This is a genomic window from Rhizobium sp. AP16 (assembly GCF_000281735.1).
In the GTDB taxonomy this organism is placed as follows: domain Bacteria; phylum Pseudomonadota; class Alphaproteobacteria; order Rhizobiales; family Rhizobiaceae; genus Rhizobium; species Rhizobium rhizogenes.
The window spans coordinates 436,012-457,310 of the sequence record NZ_AJVM01000001.1 but is presented as its reverse complement, the minus strand read 5'-3'; the positions used below and the strand labels follow the sequence as shown (position 1 = coordinate 457,310).

Here is a 21,299-nt window from a genome sequence, read left to right as displayed (position 1 = left end):
GCCACAGCGTTTTCCGCGTAAAAAGTGCTTGGGAGGGGAGCTGTTGTAAACTAACAGTCAGGCTGTAACATGCCGGTCGGCTGCAATGGTGAGCATCAATCTCGAATGGATATCAGGCGTTTCAAATCGTTCGTTGTGATCGTTGATACCGGCAGCATCACAAGAGCTGCCGATATACTCCACATCGCGCAGCCAGCACTCAGCCAGCAGCTCGCCGCACTCGAGGAACACTTCGGAACGAAGCTCCTCATACGAAGCCAGCAAGGCGTCGTCATGACGGATGCCGGCGCCGAGCTTTATCGGCACGCCCAGATCATCCTGCGTCAGATGGAACAGGCTCACGCCGATGTGGTCGCGGCGGGCAAGCACCTCGCGGGCCGGGTCTCCGTCGGCCTCACGCCGTTCAGCGGTGCCGCAACGCTCTCCTTCGAGCTTTTGGCGGAAACAAGGCGTCGCCATCCGGGCATCATGCTTCACCTCACCGAGAGCGTCGGGCAGACATACAGCCAGATGCTGATGAACAACCGGCTTGAAATCGCGCTGATCCACGGCGCCGGCCCGATGAAAGGCCTGCGGTTCTCCCCCCTTCTCCGGGAGGATTTCTACCTTGTCGCGCACGAGAAATTCGGCATCGAGGCCAGCGACGCCCCGATTGCCATTTCAGCGCTCGAATCCCTGCCGTTTCTGTTGCCGCCGCCCTACAATTTCGTGCGCCGGGCGGTGGAGACCGCCTTCTCGCGAAGCCGTACCAATCTGACGGTGATCGGCGAGGTCGAGGTCATCCGGACGCTGGCGCGTGCCGTCGGCACCGGTCTCGGCGCGACCATCATGCCCAAGGCAGTCGCCGACCGCATCGTGTCCGAGGGCACCGGCCCGATTGTTTCCCGGAGTATCTCGCCGAAGATCGAGGAGACGCTGTCGCTCTGCGTGTCCGAACACGCATCGCTCTCCGATCCCGCCGCCGCCGTGCAGGACATTCTCCGGGAGCTGACCGAGCGGCTGAAGCAGTAAATGCCCGTCGCCGCCCTGTCTGCCTCATCATACTATTTCAGGTCATGGCAGAACTGCGCGATACGCGCGCAGCCCTCGGCGAGCTTCTCCATGCTGGTGGCGTAGGAGATGCGGAAGAACGGGCTCATGCCGTAGGCCCCGCCCTGCACGGTCGCCACATGTTGCTCTTCGACAAGTCCCATGACGAAGTCCGCATCGTTTTCTATTTTGCGGCCGGATTTGCTGGTCTTGCCGATAAGACCGGCAACGCTGGGGAAAATATAGAACGCCCCTTCCGGCTTGTGGCATGTCAGCCCGTCGATACCGGCGAGCCTGTCGAGCACGAAGTCTCGGCGCTGCTTATAGATCGCCGCTCTCTCCTTCAGAAGGTCCTGCGGGCCGTCCAGCACCGCCACTGCGGCAGCCTGGGTGATCGTAGAGGTTCCGCCACTGTTCTGGCCGTTGACGTTGCTGATGGCGGAGATCAGATCCTTCGGTCCGCCGCAGAAGCCCAGCCGCCATCCCGTCATGGCATAAGCCTTGGACGCGCCGTTGACGGTCAGCACCCTGTCGTAAAGGCGTGGCTCGACTTCGGCGATCGTGCAGAATTCGAAATCGTCGTAGATCAGATGCTCATAGATGTCGTCGGTCATGATCCACACGTCCGGATGGCGCAGCATGACCGCGGCGATCTCAGCCATTTCGGCCCGCGAGCAGGCAGCACCCGTCGGATTGTTCGGAAAATTCAGGAACAGCCATTTCGTCTGCGGCGTGATCACCGCCTCCAGATCCTCGGCACGCAGCTTGAAACCGTTCTCCTGCTTGCATGCAACGGGGACAGGCACGCCACCCGCGAAGCGGACGATGTCGGCATAGCTGATCCAGCCCGGCGCGGGGATCACCACCTCGTCACCCGGGTTGCAGGTCGCCATAATGGCGTTGAAGATCACCTGCTTGCCGCCACCGGCCACGACGATCTGGCTCGGATCATAGTCGAGACCGTTCTCCCGCTTGAACTTGCGCGCAATGGCCGTTCTCAGGGCAAGCGTGCCGTCGAGCGGCGGGTATTTGGTATCGCCGGCCAGGGCCGCGGCATGGGCCGCCTCAATCGCGTGGGATGGCGTTGGGAAATCCGGCTCGCCCGACGACAGGGAAACGACATTGATGCCCTGCGACGCAAGATCGCGGGCGCGCTGTGTCATGGCGGCGGAGGCGGATATGGAAACAGTCTTGAGGCGATCGGCTAGGGTCGGCATTGTTTTGCTGCTTTCGGTGATCGTTGAAATGTTGGGTTGCGGCCGGGCTGTTCAGGCAAGAACGTCGCGGGCAGGCGCGATCGTCGCTCCCGTCGCCTCGATCTCGCTGCGGACGATCCTTGCCAGTTCGAGCGAGCCCGGCGTGTCGCTATGGACCAGGATCGAGCGCGCCCGCACCTCGATCGTCCGGTTGTCGATGGTCGTGACCGTTCCGCTCTCCAGGAATTGCCGCACACGGGCGCGGACCTTGGCTTCTTCCTTGATGACGGAATTCGGCAGCTTGCGCGATACGAGCTGGCCGGCGGCGTCATAGGCCCGATCCGCGAGGAAGAGCGTCAGCGTCCTCAATCCCGCGCGTTTCGCCGCCCGCTCTATCTCCGTGTCGGGCATGGAGAAGACGATGAGATCGGGATCGACAGAGCTGATCGCTTGCATGATCAGGTCGGCAAGTGCTGCATCGCGGTTGATCATATTGCCCATGGCGGCGTGGAAGCCGATATGGGCAACCGGAACCCCCTCACCCCTGGCGATCGCCGTCAGCGCACCCAGTTGGTAGAGGACCTGCTGGCGCATCTCGTCCGCTTCGACCGGCATTTCCCTACGCCCGAAACCGAGGCGGTCGGGAAAGCCCGGATGCGCGCCGACACCGACGCCGCGAGCCTTCGCCAGCCGCACCATGCGGGCCATGGTCTCCGGGTCGCCGGCGTGGAAACCGCATGCAATATTCGCCGACGAGACCACGTCCATCAGCGCCTCGTCGTCACAGAGCCGGTAGGGTCCGAAACCCTCGCCCATGTCCGAGTTGAGATCGATCTTCATCGTTTCCTCTCCTGTCTTGCCTTGCTCCATTTGAACGCTATCGGCGCGACATCACCGCAAGCGCCTGGGAGAGCATCGGTACCGTACGTCTGATGTCGTCGAGATAGGATTTTACCGCCTGTTCGGCAGCGCGCGCCTCGGCGACATCGGAGCGAATGAACCGGATGCGGCTGCCAATGCGCGCCTGACCCAGCCGCCAGAGATCGACCTCCGCCACGCCGGCAATCTTGGGATAGCCACCGGCCGTATTGGCGTCGCTCATCTGGATGATCGGCTCTCCCGCCGGCGGCATCTGCACGACGCCCGGAACAACGCCGTGCGAGCGCATCTCCACGGGCGAAGCAAGCATGATCGGGTCGCCCGAAAGCCGGTAGCCGGTGCGGTCGCTCTGGGACGAAATCTTCCATATCTGCGTCCAGAAGCGTTCCGCCTCGTCGCCGAAAAGCGCATATTCTCCGGCCGGAATGGCCCGGACGGGAAGCACGCCGTCTTCCGGAGCCGGGAAATGCGCGGCAAGTGCCGCTTCCGGCGGCATGGCACCGAAGCCGCCATCCGGCACTGCGCTGATCTGCGCATCGGCGATACCCAAGCGATCATTCGCCGCCAGAAAGCGGCCCTCCAACCCACCAAATCCGCCGCGCAACGAGGTGCTGCGCGAGCCCATCACCGGCTCGACGTCCAGTCCGCCAGCAAGGCAAAGGTAGGCGCGAGCAGACTGGAGGGGCGTACCGAGCTCCAGCACCTGTCCCGCCGATACCGGCATGGCCCACCAGGGCGGCAGCGGGCGCCCATCGAGACGCGCGTCGCAATCCGCGCCGGTGACGGCAACGACCGTGTCTTTCTCGAACCGAAGACAAAATGGGAAGGTCTGGATCTCAAGGGCCGCCGCCCCTTCCTCATTGCCAAGCAGCAGATTGCCGACGGTGAGTGCCAGCCTGTCCATCGCACCGCTCGACGTGACGCCGATGTTCCGATAACCGAAGCGGCCGAGGTCCTGCACGGTGTTCAAGGGTCCGGTCTGAAGAATTTCGATCACAGCTCGATCCTTTCGGGCAGGAAGCGAACCCTGTCGCCGGGGGCCAGCAGCGCCGGCGGCGTCCTCGCGGGATCGAATACCGAAAGCTCCGCGAAACCGATGGAATTCCAACCGTTCGGCCCCGTCAGCACCGAAACACCTGTCTGCATGCCGCCGATCGTTACCGTGCCCTTGAGCATTCTCAACGACGGGACCGTCTTGCGCGGCATGTAGATGCGCGGATCAAGGCCGTGCAGATAGCCAAAGCCCGGAGCGCTTCCGAGTGCGAAAACGGTGTAGCTGCCTTCCGAATGCAGCCGGACGACCTCACGGTCGCTGAGGCCGGAGAAATCACAAACGGCCGCGAGATCCGTCGCATGCTCACCGCCATATGTGACCGGGATATCAATCGTCTTGCCGGCAAGATCGATACCGCGGACACGATCCCATTCCTGCCTCAGTCGGGCCTCCACTTGGTCCGGCTCCTCCGGCGTCCGCCTGAGGATCACCAGAAGGTTGGTAACTCCTGGGACGATTTCACGAACCTCGGACCATGTCTCCACCGCCTTTGCTAAAGCCCAGATCCGCCGCTGCGTCGGAAGATCGAAATCCCCCGGTGCTTCCACCAGATAGGCGCTGGTGCCGATGACGGAGATTTTCGGAGCAGCGGCAAGGGCAGGAGAGATGAGCCCCGGTGTTGAGAGAGCTGTTGCTTGCATGTCGGTCATTGTGCTGGCTCGATCGAAAAAATGGTGTCGCCATAGCCGACAAGATCGCCGGCCTTGATCGGGCATTCGTTCAATGTGCCGGCCCCGGGCGTGCGAACCGGCAGCAGGAGCGGCCCCACCTTTACGAAGCAGACGATATCCCCGACGGCAACAGCGGTATCTTGCGCCGCTGCAGGCGTGCCACGAGCCGGGTGAGCGTCGAGAAAATGTCCAGCGAACGGCGCTTTGGCGGCCTTGACACTCGCCGGCGACGTCGCAACCGTGTCGCGCGGGCCGTCGTCGGCGCGCAAAGAGGCCGCTTGGTCCATAACGATCCGAACGTGACGACCGTCCCCCGTCTCGATCTCGATCGCACTTGCGCCGGCGCTTTCCAGCCAGGCGGCGATTTCCTGCATGACGGCTGGATCGGTGAAGTCTTCGGTCATCGCCTTGGCCTGTCGCTTTGCTCGTTTCATCATGGCTTCCGCTCGCTCAACCAGTGCTCAAGATGATGAATGTCGGTTCCGCCGGCACAGAAGGCCGGGTCCTCGAAGATCTCGCGATGGAGGGGAAGATTGGTGGCGATCCCCTCGATCCTCGTATCCGCCAGTGCGATCTGCATGCGGCGGATCGCCTGGTCGCGCGTCGGCGCATGCACGATCAGCTTGGCAATCAGGGAGTCGTAATGGGGCGACACCTTGTAGCCGGTCGCGACATGGCTATCGACGCGGACACCGGGACCTGCCGGAAACAGTGCATTGGCGATCCTGCCCGGAGACGCGGCGAAGGTGAATGGGTCTTCCGCATTGATGCGGCATTCGAAAGAATGACCCGATGTCTGAACGTCCGCCTGGGAAATCTTAAGCGGCAGCCCTTGAGCGACGCGAAGCTGCTCGCAGACGATATCAATGCCTGAGGTCATTTCCGTCACCGGATGTTCGACCTGAAGACGCGTATTCATTTCGATGAAATAGAATGCGCCGTTCTCATAGAGAAACTCGAATGTTCCGACGCCCCGGTAGCCGATCCGGCGGCAAGCCTCGACGCAACGCTCGCCGACAGCCGCCGCGATCTCCACCGGCATGCCGGGCGCTGGTGCTTCCTCCACCACCTTTTGATGGCGTCGCTGCGTCGAGCAATCGCGGTGACCGAGCCACACGGCATTGCCGTGGTTGTCGCAAAGAACCTGGATCTCGACATGCCTGGGATGTTCGAGGAATTTCTCGAGATAGAGCTCCGGCGTACCGAAGGCTCTTCTGGCTTCTTCCCGCGTCACCGATACGGCGTCTTCCAGCGCCGAAGCGTCATGGACGACGCGCATGCCGCGTCCCCCACCGCCGCCCGCCGCCTTCACGATCACCGGATAACCGATGTCGCGGGCGATCTCCCTGATCGCGGCGATGTTTTCCGGGAGCGCCGTATCCGGACCAGGCACGCAGGGCACGCCGGCCTCGATCATCGCCCGCTTGGCGGCGATCTTGTCGCCCATCATGCGGATCGCCGAAGCGGGCGGCCCGATGAACACCAGGCCGGCATTCTCCACGGCTTGGGCAAAGCCCGCATTCTCCGACAGGAACCCGTATCCCGGATGGATGGCCTCTGCACCCGTGGTTCGCGCGGCAAGCAGGATGGCTGTCTGATTGAGATAGGTTTGACCCGGCGCCGAAGGCCCGATGCAGACGAATTCATCGGCCGTCGCCCCATAAGGCGCATCCCGATCCGCTTCGGAGCAGATCATCACCGAACGGAGGCCCAGCTCACGGCATGCCCGCTGAATGCGCAGCGCGATCTCGCCGCGATTGGCGATCAGCACCGTGTCGAACCGACGTTTACTTTCGCCCGACGACATCAGCCGATCTCCATCAGCGGCTGCCCGGCGTCCACTTCCTGACCGTCATCGGCCAGGATACGCAGAATCGGCCCCGTTTTGTGCGCCGACACCGTATTGAAGACTTTCATCGCCTCGATGATGCAGAGGCTCTGGCCCGCTTCGACGACATTGCCCACCTTGACGAAGGGCGGCGCACCGGGACTTGGCGAGCGATGCAGCAGCCCGAACACAGGCGCAACCACCATCAGGCCACCTTTATCGCCTTCACCCGCTACGGCATCCTTGACGACGGGTGAGCGCGCGGGTTGCTGCCGCGCAACGGTCAAATCTTCCGTCGCAGTCGCCTGCCTGGAAATGCCGTTCGAGATCCGCACGGTCGTGCCGTCCTGGCTTACCACCAGTTCGGAAATGTGCGATCGACCGACAAATTCGATCAGCGTTTTGATCTTTTGCAGATCCATGCTCTCTCCACCATCCACGACGTTCGACTTGCCTCTCCGCGTCAGACTGGAGGTAAGTGCAAGGCGTGGCCGGCCAGTCGAAGCATCAGGATAGTTACACAACGCCTCGTCTGATGGGGGCAAACAAAGTTTCAATGGAGCACCAGCTGGCGCATCGAAACAAAATGTCACAAATAATGTGATTTTGTCATTTTACATTGTTATCTATCTGGATATGTTGATGTGCGCCTGAGTGGGATTTCGTATGTGGGGAATTGTCTGAAGACCTCTAAGCAAGCGCCTATAGGGTGTCGTCAGTTTGCGAAATCACCGTTCTCATGCCGTCGAAAACGCCGATATTTCAGGCGATATTTGGAATGAACATCGCTACTTACTGTGACCAAAGGGGAGTTGAATGGCACGCATTACGCTGAGACAGTTGCTCGATCACGCTGCGGAAAATGGCTATGGCGTGCCCGCTTTCAACATCAACAACATGGAACAGGCGCTGGCGATCATGGAAGCGGCCGATGCCGCCGATGCGCCTGTCATCATTCAGGCGTCGCGCGGCGCCAGAGCCTATGCCAACGACATCATGCTGAAGCATATGATGGATGCGGTCGTCGAGATCTATCCCCACATTCCGGTCTGCGTGCATCTCGACCATGGCAACGACGCTTCGAGCTGTATGACGGCCATTCAGGCCGGCTTCACGTCGGTGATGATGGATGGCTCGCTCAAGGCGGATGCGAAGACGCCGGCCGACTGGGACTACAATGTCGGTGTCACCAAGACGGTCACCGAGATGGCGCATCTCGGCGGCATTTCCGTCGAAGGCGAACTCGGCGTGCTGGGCTCGCTGGAGACAGGCATGGGCGAAGCCGAGGACGGCCACGGCGCCGAGGGCAAGCTTTCGCACGATCAGCTCCTGACCAACCCCGACGAAGCGGTCAAATTCGTGCGCGAGACCAAGGTCGATGCGCTAGCGATCGCCATGGGCACCTCGCACGGCGCCTACAAGTTTACCCGCAGGCCGGATGGATCGGTGCTGGCGATGGAGGTCATCGAGGCGATCCACCGCAAGCTTCCGAACACTCATCTGGTGATGCACGGCTCCTCGTCAGTCCCTGAGGATCTCCAGGAGATCATCAACAAGTATGGCGGCCAGATGAAGCCGACCTGGGGCGTCCCGGTCGAGGAAATCCAGCGCGGCATCAAGAACGGCGTGCGCAAGATCAACATCGACACGGATGGCCGCATGGCGATGACCGGCCAGATTCGCCGTGTGCTGCAGGAAGACCCGAGCGAATTCGATCCGCGCAAATATATGAAGCCGGCCATGGCCGCCTTGACGAAGCTCTGCAAGGAGCGGTTCGAGCAGTTCGGAACGGCCGGTCACGCGACCCGGATCAAGCCGCTCCCGGTCTCGGACATGGCGAAGCGCTACAAGGCCGGCTCGCTGGACCCGATTTTCTCATAAGGAATAGTCTCGGTAGGAAGCCGGATCCGCTCAGATCCGCGCTTCCGCTGGCTGGCGCCCGCTCGTGTCGGACAAGCGCAGGCCGTGGAACTTCGCCAGCGATGTAACCACATCGTCGATCTCCGTCCGCAGCTTTTGCCCGTTCCATCCGAGGGCCGCACCGGCGATCATGGCGATCTGGCGCAGGCCTTCCATCGTCAACGCCCCTTCGATCGCAAGCGTCGTGCGGCGGAAGACGATGTCCGAGAGATGCACGACCATTTCCTGCCGCGTGATCCAGTCGATTTCCAGATGGCTATAGTGGGACGCGCCAGACAGGCGTTCCGTGTCGCTATAGGTTGATACACAGCCCAGGATCGCCGAAGCAGTGGTGCCGTAGCGCGCCAGAAGCTCGTCGACCCTTTTCGGGTCCACGCCGGTCTTTCCGGCGACCGCGCGCACCCACTCCGCTCTTGCAGCGGGATCAGTAGGGAAATTGCGTCCGCCGCCGATCGCCAATTGCTGCGTCGACTGGCTCCTGACGCGCTTGAAGCGCGCCAGAACGGTGTCAGCGACCTCCTCGGCGAAGCCTCGAAAGGTGGTCCACTTGCCGCCGACCTGCGAGATGATCGCAAACGGACGGCCTGGCTGCGGCTCCATCACCGGCGCGGAATGATCACGGCTGATCAGCCCCGGCGAAGAGGCGTCGGAGGCCGGCAGCGGGCGGATGCCGCTGTAGGTATAGACCACCTGCTCCGGCCCGAAGCGAAGCCCCGGCAGAAGCGATCTCAGGCTTTCCAGGAAATATTCAAGTTCCGGCTCTTCACAGCGAACATTGTCGGGGTCGGCGCTCGGAATGTCCGTCGAGCCGACCAGCGCCAGGCCGAGATAGCCGTAGACCAGGCAAATGCGCCCGTCATCCGCTTCGAAATAGATCATATGGCCGTTCAGGCTGCGCACGAGCTCGGGATGATCAAGCAGAATATGCGACCCCTTCGTGCCGCCGATCAGGTGCGACGGCGCCCCGAGCGCTTCGTTGATATGGTCGATCCACGGGCCGCCGGCATTGACAACGAGCTTCGGCGTCACGGAAAAAGTGCTGTCATCGGAGCGCCGGAAGGTCAGCGTTCCGTCCGATGACGAGATCAGCGTCGTGGAGTTCGCTGCAAGCGCATTGCCGTTGGCCTCCAGCCCATCCTTGATCAGCTCGTAGACGAGCCGCTCGGGACGGCTGATCTTGGCGTCATAATAGATGCCGCCGGCGACGATTTTCGGCGTGACATGCGGCATTTCCTTCAATGCCCGTTTCTTGAAGATGAACCTGTGGCGCGGCATGACGCGGCTGCGCGAGCCGAAGAAGTCGTAAAGCGCGAGCCCGATCTTGATGAGGACGGCGCCACGGCTTCTCGGCGCAGTGGTCGAACCCGTGAGCGTCCGGAGCGCCGCCCAGATGCCGCGCGTCCAGGAAAAAATGGGCACGAATGTCGGCAGCGCCTCGACGCAATGCGGCGCGTTCTTGAGAAGCAGATTGCGCTCCAGCGTCGATTGGGCCACCAGCCCGAACTCGCCCGTCTCCAGATATTTCAGGCCGCCGTGAATGAGCCGCGACGGCGCGGCGCTGGTGCCCGAGCCGAAATCGGACTTGTCGACGATGAGACAATTGACGCCCTGGACGGAGAGATCGCGAAACAGTCCGGCGCCATTGATGCCCGCACCGAGGATAACGACATCGATGTCCCCGTCCTTCAGTGTCGAAAGGCGCTGTTCCAGGTCGGCGGCGGTATCGGTCATGGCATGATTGTCCTGCTGCATGTCTAGTCTTGGGCTTCCGCCGGCACGAGGCTACCGATCCTGGGCCAAAGCGGCGTCATCGCATCGGCAATTTCCCGGAAGACGTCATATCGGCGCCGATAATCGGCACTGCGACTCGCATCGGGATGGCAGGTCTTCGCAATCGCGCCGACATCACGGGGATCGCTCTGCGGATCGGCATAGAGACCGATGCCGGCGCCGGCACACAGCGCCGCACCCCAGGCCGCCGCCTCGTCCGTTTCGGTCACCGTCACCGGCATCCCGAGCACGTCGGCAAACATCTGGACAACAACCGGGTTGCGAGAAATCCCGCCGGCAAGCCTCGCCTCGCTGAAGGAAAAGCCGTCGCTCAACGCGTCGACATGGATCTTGTGATTGAAGGCAATGCCCTCCAGCACGGCGCGCAGCATATCGCCGCGATCATGCCAGCCGCCGAGGCCGAAGAAGCCAGCGCTCGCCGAGGCGCCATAGGGAGAGCCAAAGAGATAGGGGTGGAAGAGCGCCGTCGAGGGCCGGTTGAAGGCCGCCTCGATCTCGGGTGCGAGCAGCGCATGAATGGACTGTCCTGCTGCCTCTGTAACCGCGCGCTCGCCGGCGCAGAGCGTGTCGAGAAACCAGTCATAATTCGCCGTCGACGCCGGCGAGATCGACATATTGTTCCACTGGCCGGGCACGATCGCATTGCGGCAGAACCACCGCTTGTCGACGCGCGGCTCTGAAGACAGCGTCTCGTTGATCGAATAGGTCCCGGCAATCACCGCGACCACGCCGGACGCATAGCCCCCGGCACCCAGAGCCGATGCCGTGACATCGTGGAGCCCGGCAACCACCGGCGTTCCCTCGGCAAGGCCGGTGCGGATTGCGACAGCGCCGGTGACACGGCCGATGACTTCGTCGGAACGCGATGCAAGCGGAAGGGCATCCTTGAGTTTATCGAGCCCGAAGAGCTTCAGTGCATCCTCAGAATAACCCTGGTCCTTGACGTTGGTGAAGGACGTGCTCGCCTCCGTCCGGTCGGTGCCGATCACGCCGGTCAGGCAGAAGCGCAGCCAATCCTTGCAGCTCAGAATATGGCCTATATCCGCGAAACGGGCGGGCTCCTTCTCCTTGATCCAGGCGAGAAGCGCGGAAGGTGCAGAGACATGCGGAAGCTGGCCGGTGAGGCGAAGGGCCTCATCGGCGGCCGGGCTTTCCAGCCAGCGATCGACAATAGCTCCTGCCCGGCTGTCCAGCGACAGGATGGCGCGGCCGAGCGGCTTGCTCGACCGGTCGAGCAGATAGATGCCGTCACCATGGGCCGTTGCCGCGATCGCCTGGATGTCGCTCGCCGGACGCCCGCTGAGGCTGATCGCCTCCGCAATCGCGTCGGCGGTTGCGGTCCAGAGTTCGTCCATGTCCCGCTCGATGTGGCGGGCCTTGGGCATGAATTGCGTCACCCGCCGCCGCGCCACGGCAAGCTGCGTGCCGTCGACATCGAAAATGACGGCCTTGGTGACGGTGAGACCGCTATCGATTCCGAGCAGACTCGGCATTCTGATTACTCCGACTGATAGAAGGGCCGCTCAGGCTTTGCCCTCATGACCGATCTCCGTCGCTCCTGGCGACGACCACATTGATATTCTTGTTTCGCATCCGATCGAGATGATCGGCCGGCGTCTTCTCATCGACGATGACCACATCGAACTCGCTCAAGGCCGCAAAGCTGTGCAAAGCGCGCCGCTCGAATTTCGTGTGATCGGTGAGAAGAATACGTTTGGCGGCGCTATCGAACATCGCCCGCTTGATATCGACGATTTCCGGGGACTGATGAAAGACGATATCATCGGTGATGGCGGACATGGAGATGAAGGCGACATCCGCCCTGAGCCTGTTGATCTCATTGATTGTCATGCGCCCCATGAAGGCATTGCACCAATTGTAGTACTGGCCGCCGAGAGCCAGAAGCGTGACGTCATGCATGTCCTTCAGCGCGTTCATCAGCGTCAGCGAATTGGTGATCGCGGTCAGCGGAACCTTGGCCGGCAGATGCGCCGCCATTTGCAGCACGGTGGTGGAATCGTCGAGGAAGATCGCCTGCCCCGGCTCGACGAACTGCATCGCCGCTGTGGCAATCATCTTCTTTTCCGCCGACTGGCGGTTCGCACGATAGACGTCGCTCGATTCGATCAGGCTAGTGGCAGCCGCCGTGACGATGCCGCGCGTCTTTCGGAACAGGCCCCGGCTTACCAGCTCATCAACGTCGCGGTGCGCCGTCATCAGGCTGATGCCGAAGCGATCCGTGAGATCCTCGATGCGCATGGAGCCCTCCGCCATGACGGCTTCGGCGATCATCTGCCGGCGGGCGAGCTGGCGGCTATGCCGGCTGTCGCTTGGCAGTTCGTCGGACAGGAATGCTCCGATATTCGTCTTCTGTGTCACTGTGGCCTCTGATGCTGACTCTGGGGGTATCAGCTTCGTACTGCGAATGCCGAGCGAAGGCAAAAAGTGGAGATGGAACAATCCTTTGCTACATCTGCGAAACGGCAAGTGATGGGGGACGCCGCTTTCGGCGTCCCCCCGCCTTGTTATTGGGACAGAACGAACGGGCCTGTGTACTTGTCGACATTGTCCTTCGTGATCAGCAGGCAATCGAAGAGCTGCTTTTCACTCGAGGCACCGGTCTTGCCGGTCTTGATGAAGCTATCGGCCTGCTTGACCGCCTCTTCCGAGAAGACGGCAACCGGCTGAAGAACCGTGTACTGAAGTTCACCAGCCTTGATGGCAGCAACGGCATCCGGAGAACCATCGAAGCCGCCGACCTTGATGTTGGCAAGCTTGCCGGCTTCCTTCAGTGCTGCGATCGCACCGAGTGCCATTTCGTCATTGCCGGAGATCACGCCGATGATATCCGGATGGGCCTGCAGCATGGACTGCATCTTGTTGTGGCCCTGGGTACGGTCCCAGTTGGCAACTTCCTTTGCGACCTTCTGCAGATCCGGATACTGCGTCAGCACCGTTTCATAACCGTTGGAACGGGTTGCAGCATTGTTGTCAGAGGGAGCGCCGAACAGTTCGGCATACTTGCCCTTGTCGCCAACGGCTTCCACCCATTGCTGCGCACCGATTGCTGCACCCTGGGCGTTGTTGGAGACGAGCTGCGCCTTGGCGAGACCTTCCTGGTTGATCTCGGCATTGACCAGGAAGACCGGGATACCGGCAGCCACGGCCTTTTTCACCGCACCGACCGAACCATCGGCATTTGCCGGATCGAGGATGATGGCAACCGACTTGTTGGTGATCGCGGTGTCGATCAGGTTGCTCTCGGTGTTGGTGTCGCCCTTATGGGCGCTGACCGAGGCGGTATAGCCGAGCTTTTCGGCTGTTGCCTTGGCGACATTGCCTTCCGTCAGCCAATAGGGGTTGGACGGATCGTTGACGATGATCGTCATCTGGCCGGCCGCCCAGGCGGAGCTTGCGAAGATCGGGGCAACGGCAACAGCCGCCAGAATTAAGCGCATGCCTTTCTTAAACATAGTCTCTCTCCCTTTTTGATGAGCTCTGATGTTACCGGCGAACCGGTCGTGCTTTCCGCAATCGGCTGGCTGTTCGAACCAGATCCGCCGTCGTGGACAAGTTTAGTTCGACTGTCAGCTCGCTTTGACCCGACGTCCGTATTGAATGCTGTTCATAAGGACCGCCAGAACGATCACGGCGCCGGTGAAGACGGTCTGCCAATAGGCGGACACACCGATGATTACGAGACCGTCCGAAAGGAAGCCGATGACGAAGGCGCCGAGCATGGTGCCGCGCACTGTGCCGCGTCCGCCGGTGAGCGCCGCCCCACCGATGACGACGGCTGCGATCGCCGTCAATTCATAGGTGGTGCCGGCGGTCGGGCCAGCCGAGGTAAGCTGCGAGGACAGGACCAGACCGGCGATTGCGGCGCAGACGCCGGAAAACACGTAGACGAGGATCTTGACGCGCTTGACCGGTACGCCCGAAAGATCCGCCGCGCGCTCGTTGCCGCCGGAAGCATAGAGCCAGCGGCCGAAAGCGGTCTTGCTCAACACCAGGCCACAGATGATCGCCAGGGCCGCAAGCACGATGACGCCGATCGGGATGCCGGCCAGGCGGTTGAAGCCCAGCCAGTCAAAACCGGTATTGCCAAGCTCTGGACGGCCACCGAGATTGTTGTAGGTGAGGCCGTTGGTCATCAACAGCGCGATGCCGCGCGCAACATAGAGCACGCCGAGTGAGGCAACGAAGGCCGGAACCTTCAGGTAGGCGATGAGCACGCCGTTCACCGCGCCGACGATGGCGCCGACGGCGCAGGTGATGACGACAACAGCCCAGACCGGCGGATAGAGGATGACGCCGAAGCTCGAGAGCGTGACGCCCTGCATCAGGAAGCCGGCGATGCAGCCGGCAAGGCCGAGTGTCGAGCCGACCGAGAGATCGATGCCGCCATTCAGGATCACCAGCAGCATGCCGATTGCCAGGATGCCGAAAATCGCGACATGCGAGGCCATGGTCAGGAAGTTGCTGAGCGAGAAATAATAGGGCGACAGGAAGGAGAAGACCGCGATGATGACGATCAGCGCGAAGAAGGCGCGACCTTCCAGGATCAACCGCACGAGACTGAAGTTCCGCCGCTGGCCGTTCGAAATTGATTTCTTCTCAGTGATATTCGTGACTGACATAATCAGCGCTCCATGAATGCGGCTAGTGCGCGACCACTGCTTCGCCAGAGGCGGCCATGATCTTCTCTTTGGTGACGTCGGGACCGAATTCGGCGGATATCTTGCCGCGGTGCATGACGATGATGCGATGGGCAATACTGAGGCATTCGGCGACTTCCGATGTCGAATAGATCACCGCCAGGCCCTGCTTGGCGCGTTCGGCGAGCAGCTTGAACACTTCCGCCTTGGCGCCGATATCGATGCCGCGGCTCGGTTCGTCGAGCAGGATGACCTGAGGGTTGGTGGCAAGCATCTTGCCGATGACCACCTTTTGCTGGTTGCCGCCGGAAAGCGAACCGATCACCGCCTCGCCGCCATCGGTCTTGATGTGGACCTTGCGGATCGATTCACCCACCAGTTCCCGTTCACGACCACCGGAGGTGAAGAGCCCCTTGGTGAAGGCACCGATGCTGGCGAGCGACAGGTTGGAGCCGACGGTCATGGTCTGGACGAGACCGTCGCGCTGACGATCCTCGGGCACCAGGACGAGACCATTGGCGATACGGCCGGCGATGCTGAGACGCGCAACGTCGCGGCCGCCGAGCAGAACCCGGCCGCCGCTCGATCGCAGGCGTCCGGCGACACATTCGAGCAGTTCGGTGCGGCCGGCACCCATCAGGCCATAGATGCAGACGATTTCGCCCTCACGGACCTGCAGCGACATATGGTCGACCGCGTTATAGGCAGCGCCCGAGGGGCCGGGGACAGTCAGATTGTCGATGGTCAGCGCGACATCGCCGATGATGTGACCGGTGGGTGGGCTTCCGAGATCGAAATTATCGCCGACCATGTTGCGCACGATCCATTCGAGATCGATGTCCTTGCGCTCGGCATAGGCGGTCATGGCGCCGTCGCGCAGCACCACGGCGTGATTGGTGATCTGCAACGCTTCTTCGAGATGATGGGAAATATAGACGATCGACACGCCGCGGCCCGTCAGGTCGCGGATGACCTTGAAGAGAACCTCCACTTCGGTGGCGCTCAGCGCCGAGGTCGGCTCGTCCATGATGAGGATGCGCGAATTGACCGAAAGCGCACGGGCGATCTCGACGATCTGCTGCTGGCCGAGGCGCAGATCCTCCACCAGGGTCAGCGGGTCAATGTGCTCTTCCAGCTCCTCCATGAGGGCGCGCGTCTGGCGCTCCTCCTCGGCGAAATCGACGACGCCGCCCTTGATGATCTCGCGACCCATGAAGATGTTGTCGCGGACGCTGAGATTGGGCGCGAGGCTCAATTCCTGATGGATGATGGAAATCCCGCAAGCCCGCGCATGCGTGGACGAATAAAACGCAATCGGGCTGCCATCGAGGACAATCTCGCCACCGGTCGGCTGGACGACGCCGGATAGAATTTTCATCAGCGTCGACTTGCCCGCCCCATTCTCGCCGAACAGCGTGGTGACCTGGCCGCGATGGATGTCGAAATTCACGCCCTTCAGGGCATGAACATTGCCGTAGGATTTGCTGATGTTGCGGGCGGCAAGAACAACCTCGCCGTTTGCGCCCTGATTCTGCGCCGCCTCAATCATTTGACATCGACCTTGACGGGAGTGACGAGCCAGTTCTTCGGGTTGATGAGCTTGAAGACACCGACGACGGTCGCGGTCTTGCCCGTCAGCGTCTCGGCATCGAAGCCCGAGAGGACAGCCTTCTTCATCTCGTTGTTGATCGCCGAACCGGCATCCTGATACTCGATCTGATTGGTGAACTGGCCGAACTGGATAGCGCCGGTGGCGTCGCGCAGGTCGGTGCCGTTGATCGCCGGACCGGTCTGGACGCGGACGGTGACGTCGGCCGGCAGTCCATCGACCTTGATCTCGTTATAGTTGGCCTTGCGGGCGCCGAAAGTGCCGGAGAGGGAGACAGGCATGACCGCGCCGGTGCTCGTCGCCACGCCGTATTTCTCACCCGCCGCCTTTTTATCGGCAATGATGGCGCCCGACAGCGTCGCGGCATCGACCGCGCGCTTCTCGACATCCGCCTGGATCTTCGGGAATTCCTGGGCACCAAAGGTTTCGGGCGAGAAGGACTGCTCGCGCACGTCATGCGCGGAACCGATCTTCACCACCTTTGTATCGGCGGCAATCGCGCCGATGACGATCACGGCCGCCGCAACGCTCGCCAGTATCGTGAGCCTTGTGCCGCCGGATTTGAAAGCTGCGTATTCCGTCTGTGTATTCATATTCGAAAGACCTTCGGCGCTTTTGGCCGGATTGCCCGTTTGCTGGAAAGAAAGGAGGACGCGCGGGTGCGATCTCGATGAAAATCTATCGGCGACCCGGCCGAGCACCGCGCATGGAAACGCATAAGGGCTGCCCGAAGCGCTGCCGGCGCAAGACCAAACCATGGTCTGGGAAGAGAGTGTTCATAGGAGCCTCCTCAGTGCGGGCGCTCGTTTCCTCCGCCACCCGCCGTCGCCGTTTACCACCCGATCCACACGGATAATGATATAAGCGCGTTATTAACTTCGAAATATATGTTATAATTTAACAGCCCTGTCAACAGGCCTCTATCGCTCCGGAATTTCATTTTGCGGCTGCCGGCTCAGCAGGAGAGCACTTCACAAAACCCCAGCTGGCAACCACCGAAGGCGCCAACCTCGGGAAGAGCGGTCTTGCGGATCGAAAATCGCGTGAAATCAATCGCTATTAAGCCATTGAATGTTCATGATTTAAAAAAATCGGTTGCGGACCGAGCACTCAGCTACATCTTGATCGCGATATTCTTGCGATCGTTGCCGCACGCCATGCACCGGCAATGATCTACCTGCCTCCCCGAGGTTGACACCGCTTATTTTATATGAAAAAAATTACATTGCTAGAAAAATATTACACATCTATGATATCTCTATGTTATAATTTAAAGATGATCTGAGCGCGTGAATCGGGACGGCTCGCCTGCCCGGAATGAAGAGTGCTCTGAGAGAGTGAGCGGTGGGGGGTAGAATGGCGTGGATGACGGGAGCCCGACGCATGGGGTCTGACAATCGCACCATGGTGAATGTCCGCTCGATCTCGACCGGATGTCTGTCCGATGTCGATCTGGGAGGGAGGAGGAGAATGTTTTTGACGGATGCATCGCACGCGAGGGCTTGCCCCATCGCGGCAGGACTGATCCACGATGTCTAAGAGCGACAAGATCATCATCGGCATCGACGCGGGAACCTCGGTCCTGAAAGCCGTGGCTTTCGAGCTGCCCGGCCGCCAGATCGCGTCGGCATCGGCGCGCAATCACTATGCGATGGGCGAAGACGGCTCCGCCACGCAATCTCTCAGCCGCACCTGGGCCGATTGCGTCAGTGCCTTGCGGGGCTTGAGCGACAAGGTGCCAAATCTTGCCGGCCGCACCGCCGCTATCGCCGTGACGGGTCAAGGGGATGGGACCTGGCTCGTCGGCTCCGGCAATGCACCGGTCGGCGACGCCTGGCTTTGGCTCGACGCCCGCGCCGCTGCGACCGTGACTCGTCTCGGCGGCCACCCCGAGAGCCGTGCACGCTTCGAGGCAACGGGCACTGGCCTCAACACCTGCCAGCAAGGCGCGCAGCTTGCCCATATGGATCGCTTCACGCCGGAGGCCCTCGACCGGGCCGAGACGGCGCTGCATTGCAAGGACTGGCTCTATCTCAACCTCACCGGCGTTCGGGCGACCGATCCGTCGGAAGCAAGCTTCACCTTCGGCAATTTTCGCACCCGCCAGTATGATCCCGTCGTCATCGACACGCTCGGGCTCAACCATCGGCGATCCCTTTTGCCCGAGATCATTGAGGGAACGGAGATCACCCACCCGCTATCGCCCAACGCGGCGATGGCAACGGGACTACTGGCCGGCACGCCTGTCTGCCTCGGCTATGTCGATATGGTGATGACCGCGCTCGGCGCCGGCGTTCGCAGCGGTGGCGAAAACGCGGCTTGCTCGACCATCGGATCGACGGGCGTGCACATGCGCGCAAAACCGGTATCCGATGTCCAGCTCAATGCCGAGGGAACGGGCTATGTGATCGCCCTGCCCATCCCCGGCATCGTCACGCAGGTCCAAACGAACATGGGCGCGACGATCAATATCGACTGGATCCTGCAGGTCGCCGCCGAACTGATGTCGGAGGCGGGTAAGCCAGTCGCGCCTTCGGATCTCATCTCGCGGATCGACGCCTGGTTTGGCGAGAGCAAGCCGGGGGCGCTGCTCTATCACCCCTATATTTCCGAGGCGGGAGAGCGCGGCCCCTTCGTCAATGCCCATGCACGCGCCGGCTTTACCGGCCTTTCAACGCGGCACGGCTTTGCGGACATGCTGCGGGCCGTCGTCGAGGGGCTCGGCATGGCGACCCGTGACTGTTACGCCGCCATGGGCAGCATGCCCGCCGAATTGCGGATCACCGGAGGTGCAGCACGCTCACGTGCGCTGCGCGGCTCCCTGTCGGCCGCCGTCAACGCCCCCGTCCGTGTCTCGCGCCGCGAGGAAGCGGGTGCTGCCGGCGTCGCCATGATGGCGGCGGTCGCCATCGGCGCCTATTCGAACATGGACGACTGCATCGCCGAATGGGTGACGCCGCTGCTCGGCGACGCCGAGGCGCCGGATGCCGACCAGGCTCGCCGCTATGACCGATTGTTCTCAGCCTACGTACAGGTTCGGCAGGCGATCGCGCCTGCCTGGGACACGCTCGTCGCGCCCTGAGCGGCGAGCGTGCGCCCGTTAAAGCAAATGACGTGACGATGCAGGAAGCATCCCAAGGAGCATGAAATGACTGATTCCGAAATCTTGGATCTCTTCGTGATCGGCGGCGGCATTAATGGCGCCGGGATCGCGCGCGATGCCGCGGGTCGGGGCCTTTCCGTCATGCTGTGCGAAAAGGGCGATCTGGCCGAGGGAACGTCGTCGCGCTCCGGCAAACTGGTGCATGGCGGCCTGCGCTATCTCGAATATTACGAATTCCGCCTGGTCCGCGAGGCGCTGATCGAGCGCGAAGTGCTGCTGAATTCCGCAAGCCACATCATCTGGCCGATGCGCTTCGTCCTGCCGCATAGCCCAACGGACCGTCCCGCCTGGCTCGTTCGTCTCGGTCTTTTCCTCTACGACCATCTCGGCGGCCGCAAGCGGCTGCCCGGCACGCGCTCGCTCGACCTTCGTCGCGATCCGGAAGGCGCACCCATCCTCGACCAATATACCAAGGGCTTCGAATATTCCGACTGCTGGGTCGATGATGCGCGGCTTGTCCTGCTCAATGCGCTCGATGCCGCCAGCAAGGGTGCGCAGATTCTGACGCGCACGGCCTGCGTCAGCGCACGACGTGACGAGGGCTGTTGGGTCGTCCAGATGCGCGATCAGCGGTCCGGCGAGGTTCGCACCGTGCGGGCGCGGGTGCTGGTCAATGCCGCCGGCCCCTGGGTCAACGACATCATTGGCCGTGTTGCCGGCTCCAACAGCCGCCGCAATGTCAGGCTCGTCAAGGGCAGCCACATCATCGTTCCGAAGTTCTGGAGCGGGCAGCAAGCCTATCTGGTCCAGAACCACGACAAGCGCGTCATCTTCATCAATCCCTATGAGGGCGATATGGCCCTGATCGGCACGACCGACATTCCCTATGACGGCAAGCCGGAAGAGGTGAAGGCCGACGAGCAGGAAATCGACTATCTGATTTCCGCCGTGAACCGCTACTTCAAGGAGAAGCTGCGCCGCTCCGACGTGATCGAAAGCTTCTCCGGCGTTCGCCCGCTGTTCGATGACGGCCAGGGCAATCCCTCGGCGGTCACCCGCGACTATGTCTTCGATCTCGACGAGACCGCCGGCGCGCCCCTCCTCAACGTCTTCGGCGGCAAGATCACCACCTTCCGCAAGCTTTCCGAACACGCCTTGCAGAAGCTCGCCAAGTTCTTCCCGAAGATGGGCGGCGACTGGACGCGCGCGGCGGCGCTGCCGGGCGGCGATATTGCGAATGCCGACTACATCGCCTTTTCCGACAACCTGCGCAGCGCCTATCCTTGGATGCCGCGCCAGCTCGTGAACCATTACGGCCACCTTTACGGTGCGCGAACCAAACTGGTCGTTGGCAATGCCACATCGCTTGCCGACCTCGGGCGTCATTTCGGCGGCAATCTCTATGAGGCCGAAGCCCGCTATCTCGCAGCTTCGGAATGGGCGCAGTCGGCGGAGGACGTTCTCATGCGGCGCACCAAGGAAGGACTGCATATGACGGCGCAGGAAAAAGCGAATTTCTCGGCCTGGTTCGAGAGCGAACTGGCGCTCGCCGCCTGAACCA

Annotated in this window: 18 protein-coding genes; 4 read left to right on the top strand and 14 right to left on the bottom strand. The window is 61.7% G+C overall.

All coding sequences use genetic code 11. The features are described from left to right. Positions 1 to 105: 105 nt before the first annotated feature. Positions 106 to 1,011: a nitrogen assimilation transcriptional regulator NAC gene (nac, locus tag PMI03_RS02100; protein WP_039973560.1), complete on the top strand. Its 906-nt coding sequence runs from the start codon at positions 106 to 108 to the stop codon at positions 1,009 to 1,011. A gap of 32 nt (positions 1,012 to 1,043) precedes the next feature. Here the strand turns inward: nac and PMI03_RS02095 are convergent, their stop codons facing one another. The 7 genes from PMI03_RS02095 to PMI03_RS02065 are packed head-to-tail and all read right to left on the bottom strand — an operon-like array spanning position 1,044 to position 7,079. Next, positions 1,044 to 2,246, bottom strand: coding sequence for a pyridoxal phosphate-dependent aminotransferase (locus PMI03_RS02095; RefSeq protein ID WP_007689361.1), 1,203 nt, complete (start codon positions 2,244 to 2,246; stop codon positions 1,044 to 1,046). Positions 2,247 to 2,297: 51 nt separating this feature from the next. Beyond that, complete coding sequence (locus PMI03_RS02090) at positions 2,298 to 3,065, bottom strand: 5-oxoprolinase subunit PxpA (protein ID WP_007689359.1); 768 nt, start codon at positions 3,063 to 3,065, stop codon at positions 2,298 to 2,300. 37 nt (positions 3,066 to 3,102) lie between these two features. Then, complete coding sequence (locus PMI03_RS02085; RefSeq protein ID WP_007689354.1) at positions 3,103 to 4,101, bottom strand: biotin-dependent carboxyltransferase family protein; 999 nt, start codon at positions 4,099 to 4,101, stop codon at positions 3,103 to 3,105. Then, positions 4,098 to 4,808, bottom strand: a complete 711-nt coding sequence (gene pxpB / locus PMI03_RS02080) for a 5-oxoprolinase subunit PxpB (RefSeq protein ID WP_007689353.1) — start codon at positions 4,806 to 4,808, stop codon at positions 4,098 to 4,100. Before pxpB ends, PMI03_RS02085 begins: the two co-directional genes overlap by 4 nt. Then, complete coding sequence (locus PMI03_RS02075) at positions 4,805 to 5,263, bottom strand: hypothetical protein (RefSeq protein WP_309574299.1); 459 nt, start codon at positions 5,261 to 5,263, stop codon at positions 4,805 to 4,807. Before PMI03_RS02075 ends, pxpB begins: the two co-directional genes overlap by 4 nt. Further along, on the bottom strand, positions 5,263 to 6,636 hold the full coding sequence (gene accC / locus PMI03_RS02070; RefSeq protein ID WP_007689349.1) for an acetyl-CoA carboxylase biotin carboxylase subunit: 1,374 nt from the start codon (positions 6,634 to 6,636) through the stop codon (positions 5,263 to 5,265). The genes PMI03_RS02075 and accC overlap by 1 nt, the downstream gene beginning before the upstream one ends. Next, positions 6,636 to 7,079: a biotin/lipoyl-containing protein gene (locus tag PMI03_RS02065; protein WP_007689348.1), complete on the bottom strand. Its 444-nt coding sequence runs from the start codon at positions 7,077 to 7,079 to the stop codon at positions 6,636 to 6,638. The genes accC and PMI03_RS02065 overlap by 1 nt, the downstream gene beginning before the upstream one ends. A gap of 394 nt (positions 7,080 to 7,473) precedes the next feature. Between PMI03_RS02065 and fba the strand changes: the two genes are divergently transcribed. Beyond that, the gene (gene fba, locus PMI03_RS02060) at positions 7,474 to 8,538 is read left to right on the top strand and encodes a class II fructose-bisphosphate aldolase (protein ID WP_007689346.1); all 1,065 of its coding nucleotides are present in this window, start codon (positions 7,474 to 7,476) and stop codon (positions 8,536 to 8,538) included. A gap of 30 nt (positions 8,539 to 8,568) precedes the next feature. Here fba and PMI03_RS02055 read toward each other — a convergent pair whose 3' ends face one another. The 7 genes from PMI03_RS02055 to PMI03_RS02025 all read right to left on the bottom strand — a co-directional run bounded on the left by PMI03_RS02055 (position 8,569) and on the right by PMI03_RS02025 (position 17,228). Then, complete coding sequence (locus PMI03_RS02055) at positions 8,569 to 10,308, bottom strand: glycerol-3-phosphate dehydrogenase/oxidase (RefSeq protein WP_007689344.1); 1,740 nt, start codon at positions 10,306 to 10,308, stop codon at positions 8,569 to 8,571. A 23-nt stretch (positions 10,309 to 10,331) separates the two neighbouring features. Continuing rightward, positions 10,332 to 11,861, bottom strand: coding sequence for an FGGY-family carbohydrate kinase (locus PMI03_RS02050; protein ID WP_007689341.1), 1,530 nt, complete (start codon positions 11,859 to 11,861; stop codon positions 10,332 to 10,334). A gap of 43 nt (positions 11,862 to 11,904) precedes the next feature. Continuing rightward, on the bottom strand, positions 11,905 to 12,747 hold the full coding sequence (locus PMI03_RS02045) for a DeoR/GlpR family DNA-binding transcription regulator (protein ID WP_007689336.1): 843 nt from the start codon (positions 12,745 to 12,747) through the stop codon (positions 11,905 to 11,907). Between the two features lie 146 nt (positions 12,748 to 12,893). After that, the gene (locus PMI03_RS02040) at positions 12,894 to 13,841 is read right to left on the bottom strand and encodes a D-ribose ABC transporter substrate-binding protein (protein ID WP_007689334.1); all 948 of its coding nucleotides are present in this window, start codon (positions 13,839 to 13,841) and stop codon (positions 12,894 to 12,896) included. Positions 13,842 to 13,955: 114 nt separating this feature from the next. Continuing rightward, complete coding sequence (locus PMI03_RS02035) at positions 13,956 to 15,008, bottom strand: ABC transporter permease (RefSeq protein WP_007689332.1); 1,053 nt, start codon at positions 15,006 to 15,008, stop codon at positions 13,956 to 13,958. A 22-nt stretch (positions 15,009 to 15,030) separates the two neighbouring features. Further along, a complete protein-coding gene (locus PMI03_RS02030; protein WP_007689330.1) occupies positions 15,031 to 16,575 on the bottom strand; it encodes a sugar ABC transporter ATP-binding protein in 1,545 nt (514 codons plus the stop codon). After that, complete coding sequence (locus tag PMI03_RS02025) at positions 16,572 to 17,228, bottom strand: DUF2291 domain-containing protein (RefSeq protein WP_007689328.1); 657 nt, start codon at positions 17,226 to 17,228, stop codon at positions 16,572 to 16,574. The genes PMI03_RS02030 and PMI03_RS02025 overlap by 4 nt, the downstream gene beginning before the upstream one ends. 938 nt (positions 17,229 to 18,166) lie before the next feature. On the opposite strand from PMI03_RS02025, the gene PMI03_RS02020 reads away from it, so the two are divergent. Both PMI03_RS02020 and PMI03_RS02015 read left to right on the top strand, forming a co-directional pair. Continuing rightward, the gene (locus PMI03_RS02020) at positions 18,167 to 19,717 is read left to right on the top strand and encodes an FGGY-family carbohydrate kinase (RefSeq protein ID WP_007689327.1); all 1,551 of its coding nucleotides are present in this window, start codon (positions 18,167 to 18,169) and stop codon (positions 19,715 to 19,717) included. A gap of 66 nt (positions 19,718 to 19,783) precedes the next feature. Beyond that, positions 19,784 to 21,295: a glycerol-3-phosphate dehydrogenase gene (locus PMI03_RS02015; protein ID WP_007689325.1), complete on the top strand. Its 1,512-nt coding sequence runs from the start codon at positions 19,784 to 19,786 to the stop codon at positions 21,293 to 21,295. The last annotated feature ends 4 nt before the right edge of the window (positions 21,296 to 21,299 follow it).

Excerpts from the sequence above, each read along its gene's own strand:
- nac (WP_039973560.1), top strand. The coding sequence starts at position 106 with ATGGATATCAGGCGTTTCAAATCGTTCGTTGTGATCGTTGATACCGGC.
- PMI03_RS02095 (WP_007689361.1), bottom strand. The coding sequence starts at position 2,246 with ATGCCGACCCTAGCCGATCGCCTCAAGACTGTTTCCATATCCGCCTCC.
- PMI03_RS02090 (WP_007689359.1), bottom strand. The coding sequence starts at position 3,065 with ATGAAGATCGATCTCAACTCGGACATGGGCGAGGGTTTCGGACCCTAC.
- pxpB (WP_007689353.1), bottom strand. The coding sequence starts at position 4,808 with ATGACCGACATGCAAGCAACAGCTCTCTCAACACCGGGGCTCATCTCT.
- PMI03_RS02075 (WP_309574299.1), bottom strand. The coding sequence starts at position 5,263 with ATGAAACGAGCAAAGCGACAGGCCAAGGCGATGACCGAAGACTTCACC.
- accC (WP_007689349.1), bottom strand. The coding sequence starts at position 6,636 with ATGTCGTCGGGCGAAAGTAAACGTCGGTTCGACACGGTGCTGATCGCC.
- PMI03_RS02065 (WP_007689348.1), bottom strand. The coding sequence starts at position 7,079 with ATGGATCTGCAAAAGATCAAAACGCTGATCGAATTTGTCGGTCGATCG.
- fba (WP_007689346.1), top strand. The coding sequence starts at position 7,474 with ATGGCACGCATTACGCTGAGACAGTTGCTCGATCACGCTGCGGAAAAT.
- PMI03_RS02055 (WP_007689344.1), bottom strand. The coding sequence starts at position 10,308 with ATGACCGATACCGCCGCCGACCTGGAACAGCGCCTTTCGACACTGAAG.
- PMI03_RS02050 (WP_007689341.1), bottom strand. The coding sequence starts at position 11,861 with ATGCCGAGTCTGCTCGGAATCGATAGCGGTCTCACCGTCACCAAGGCC.
- PMI03_RS02040 (WP_007689334.1), bottom strand. The coding sequence starts at position 13,841 with ATGTTTAAGAAAGGCATGCGCTTAATTCTGGCGGCTGTTGCCGTTGCC.
- PMI03_RS02035 (WP_007689332.1), bottom strand. The coding sequence starts at position 15,008 with ATGTCAGTCACGAATATCACTGAGAAGAAATCAATTTCGAACGGCCAG.
- PMI03_RS02030 (WP_007689330.1), bottom strand. The coding sequence starts at position 16,575 with ATGATTGAGGCGGCGCAGAATCAGGGCGCAAACGGCGAGGTTGTTCTT.
- PMI03_RS02025 (WP_007689328.1), bottom strand. The coding sequence starts at position 17,228 with ATGAATACACAGACGGAATACGCAGCTTTCAAATCCGGCGGCACAAGG.
- PMI03_RS02020 (WP_007689327.1), top strand. The coding sequence starts at position 18,167 with ATGTCTAAGAGCGACAAGATCATCATCGGCATCGACGCGGGAACCTCG.
- PMI03_RS02015 (WP_007689325.1), top strand. The coding sequence starts at position 19,784 with ATGACTGATTCCGAAATCTTGGATCTCTTCGTGATCGGCGGCGGCATT.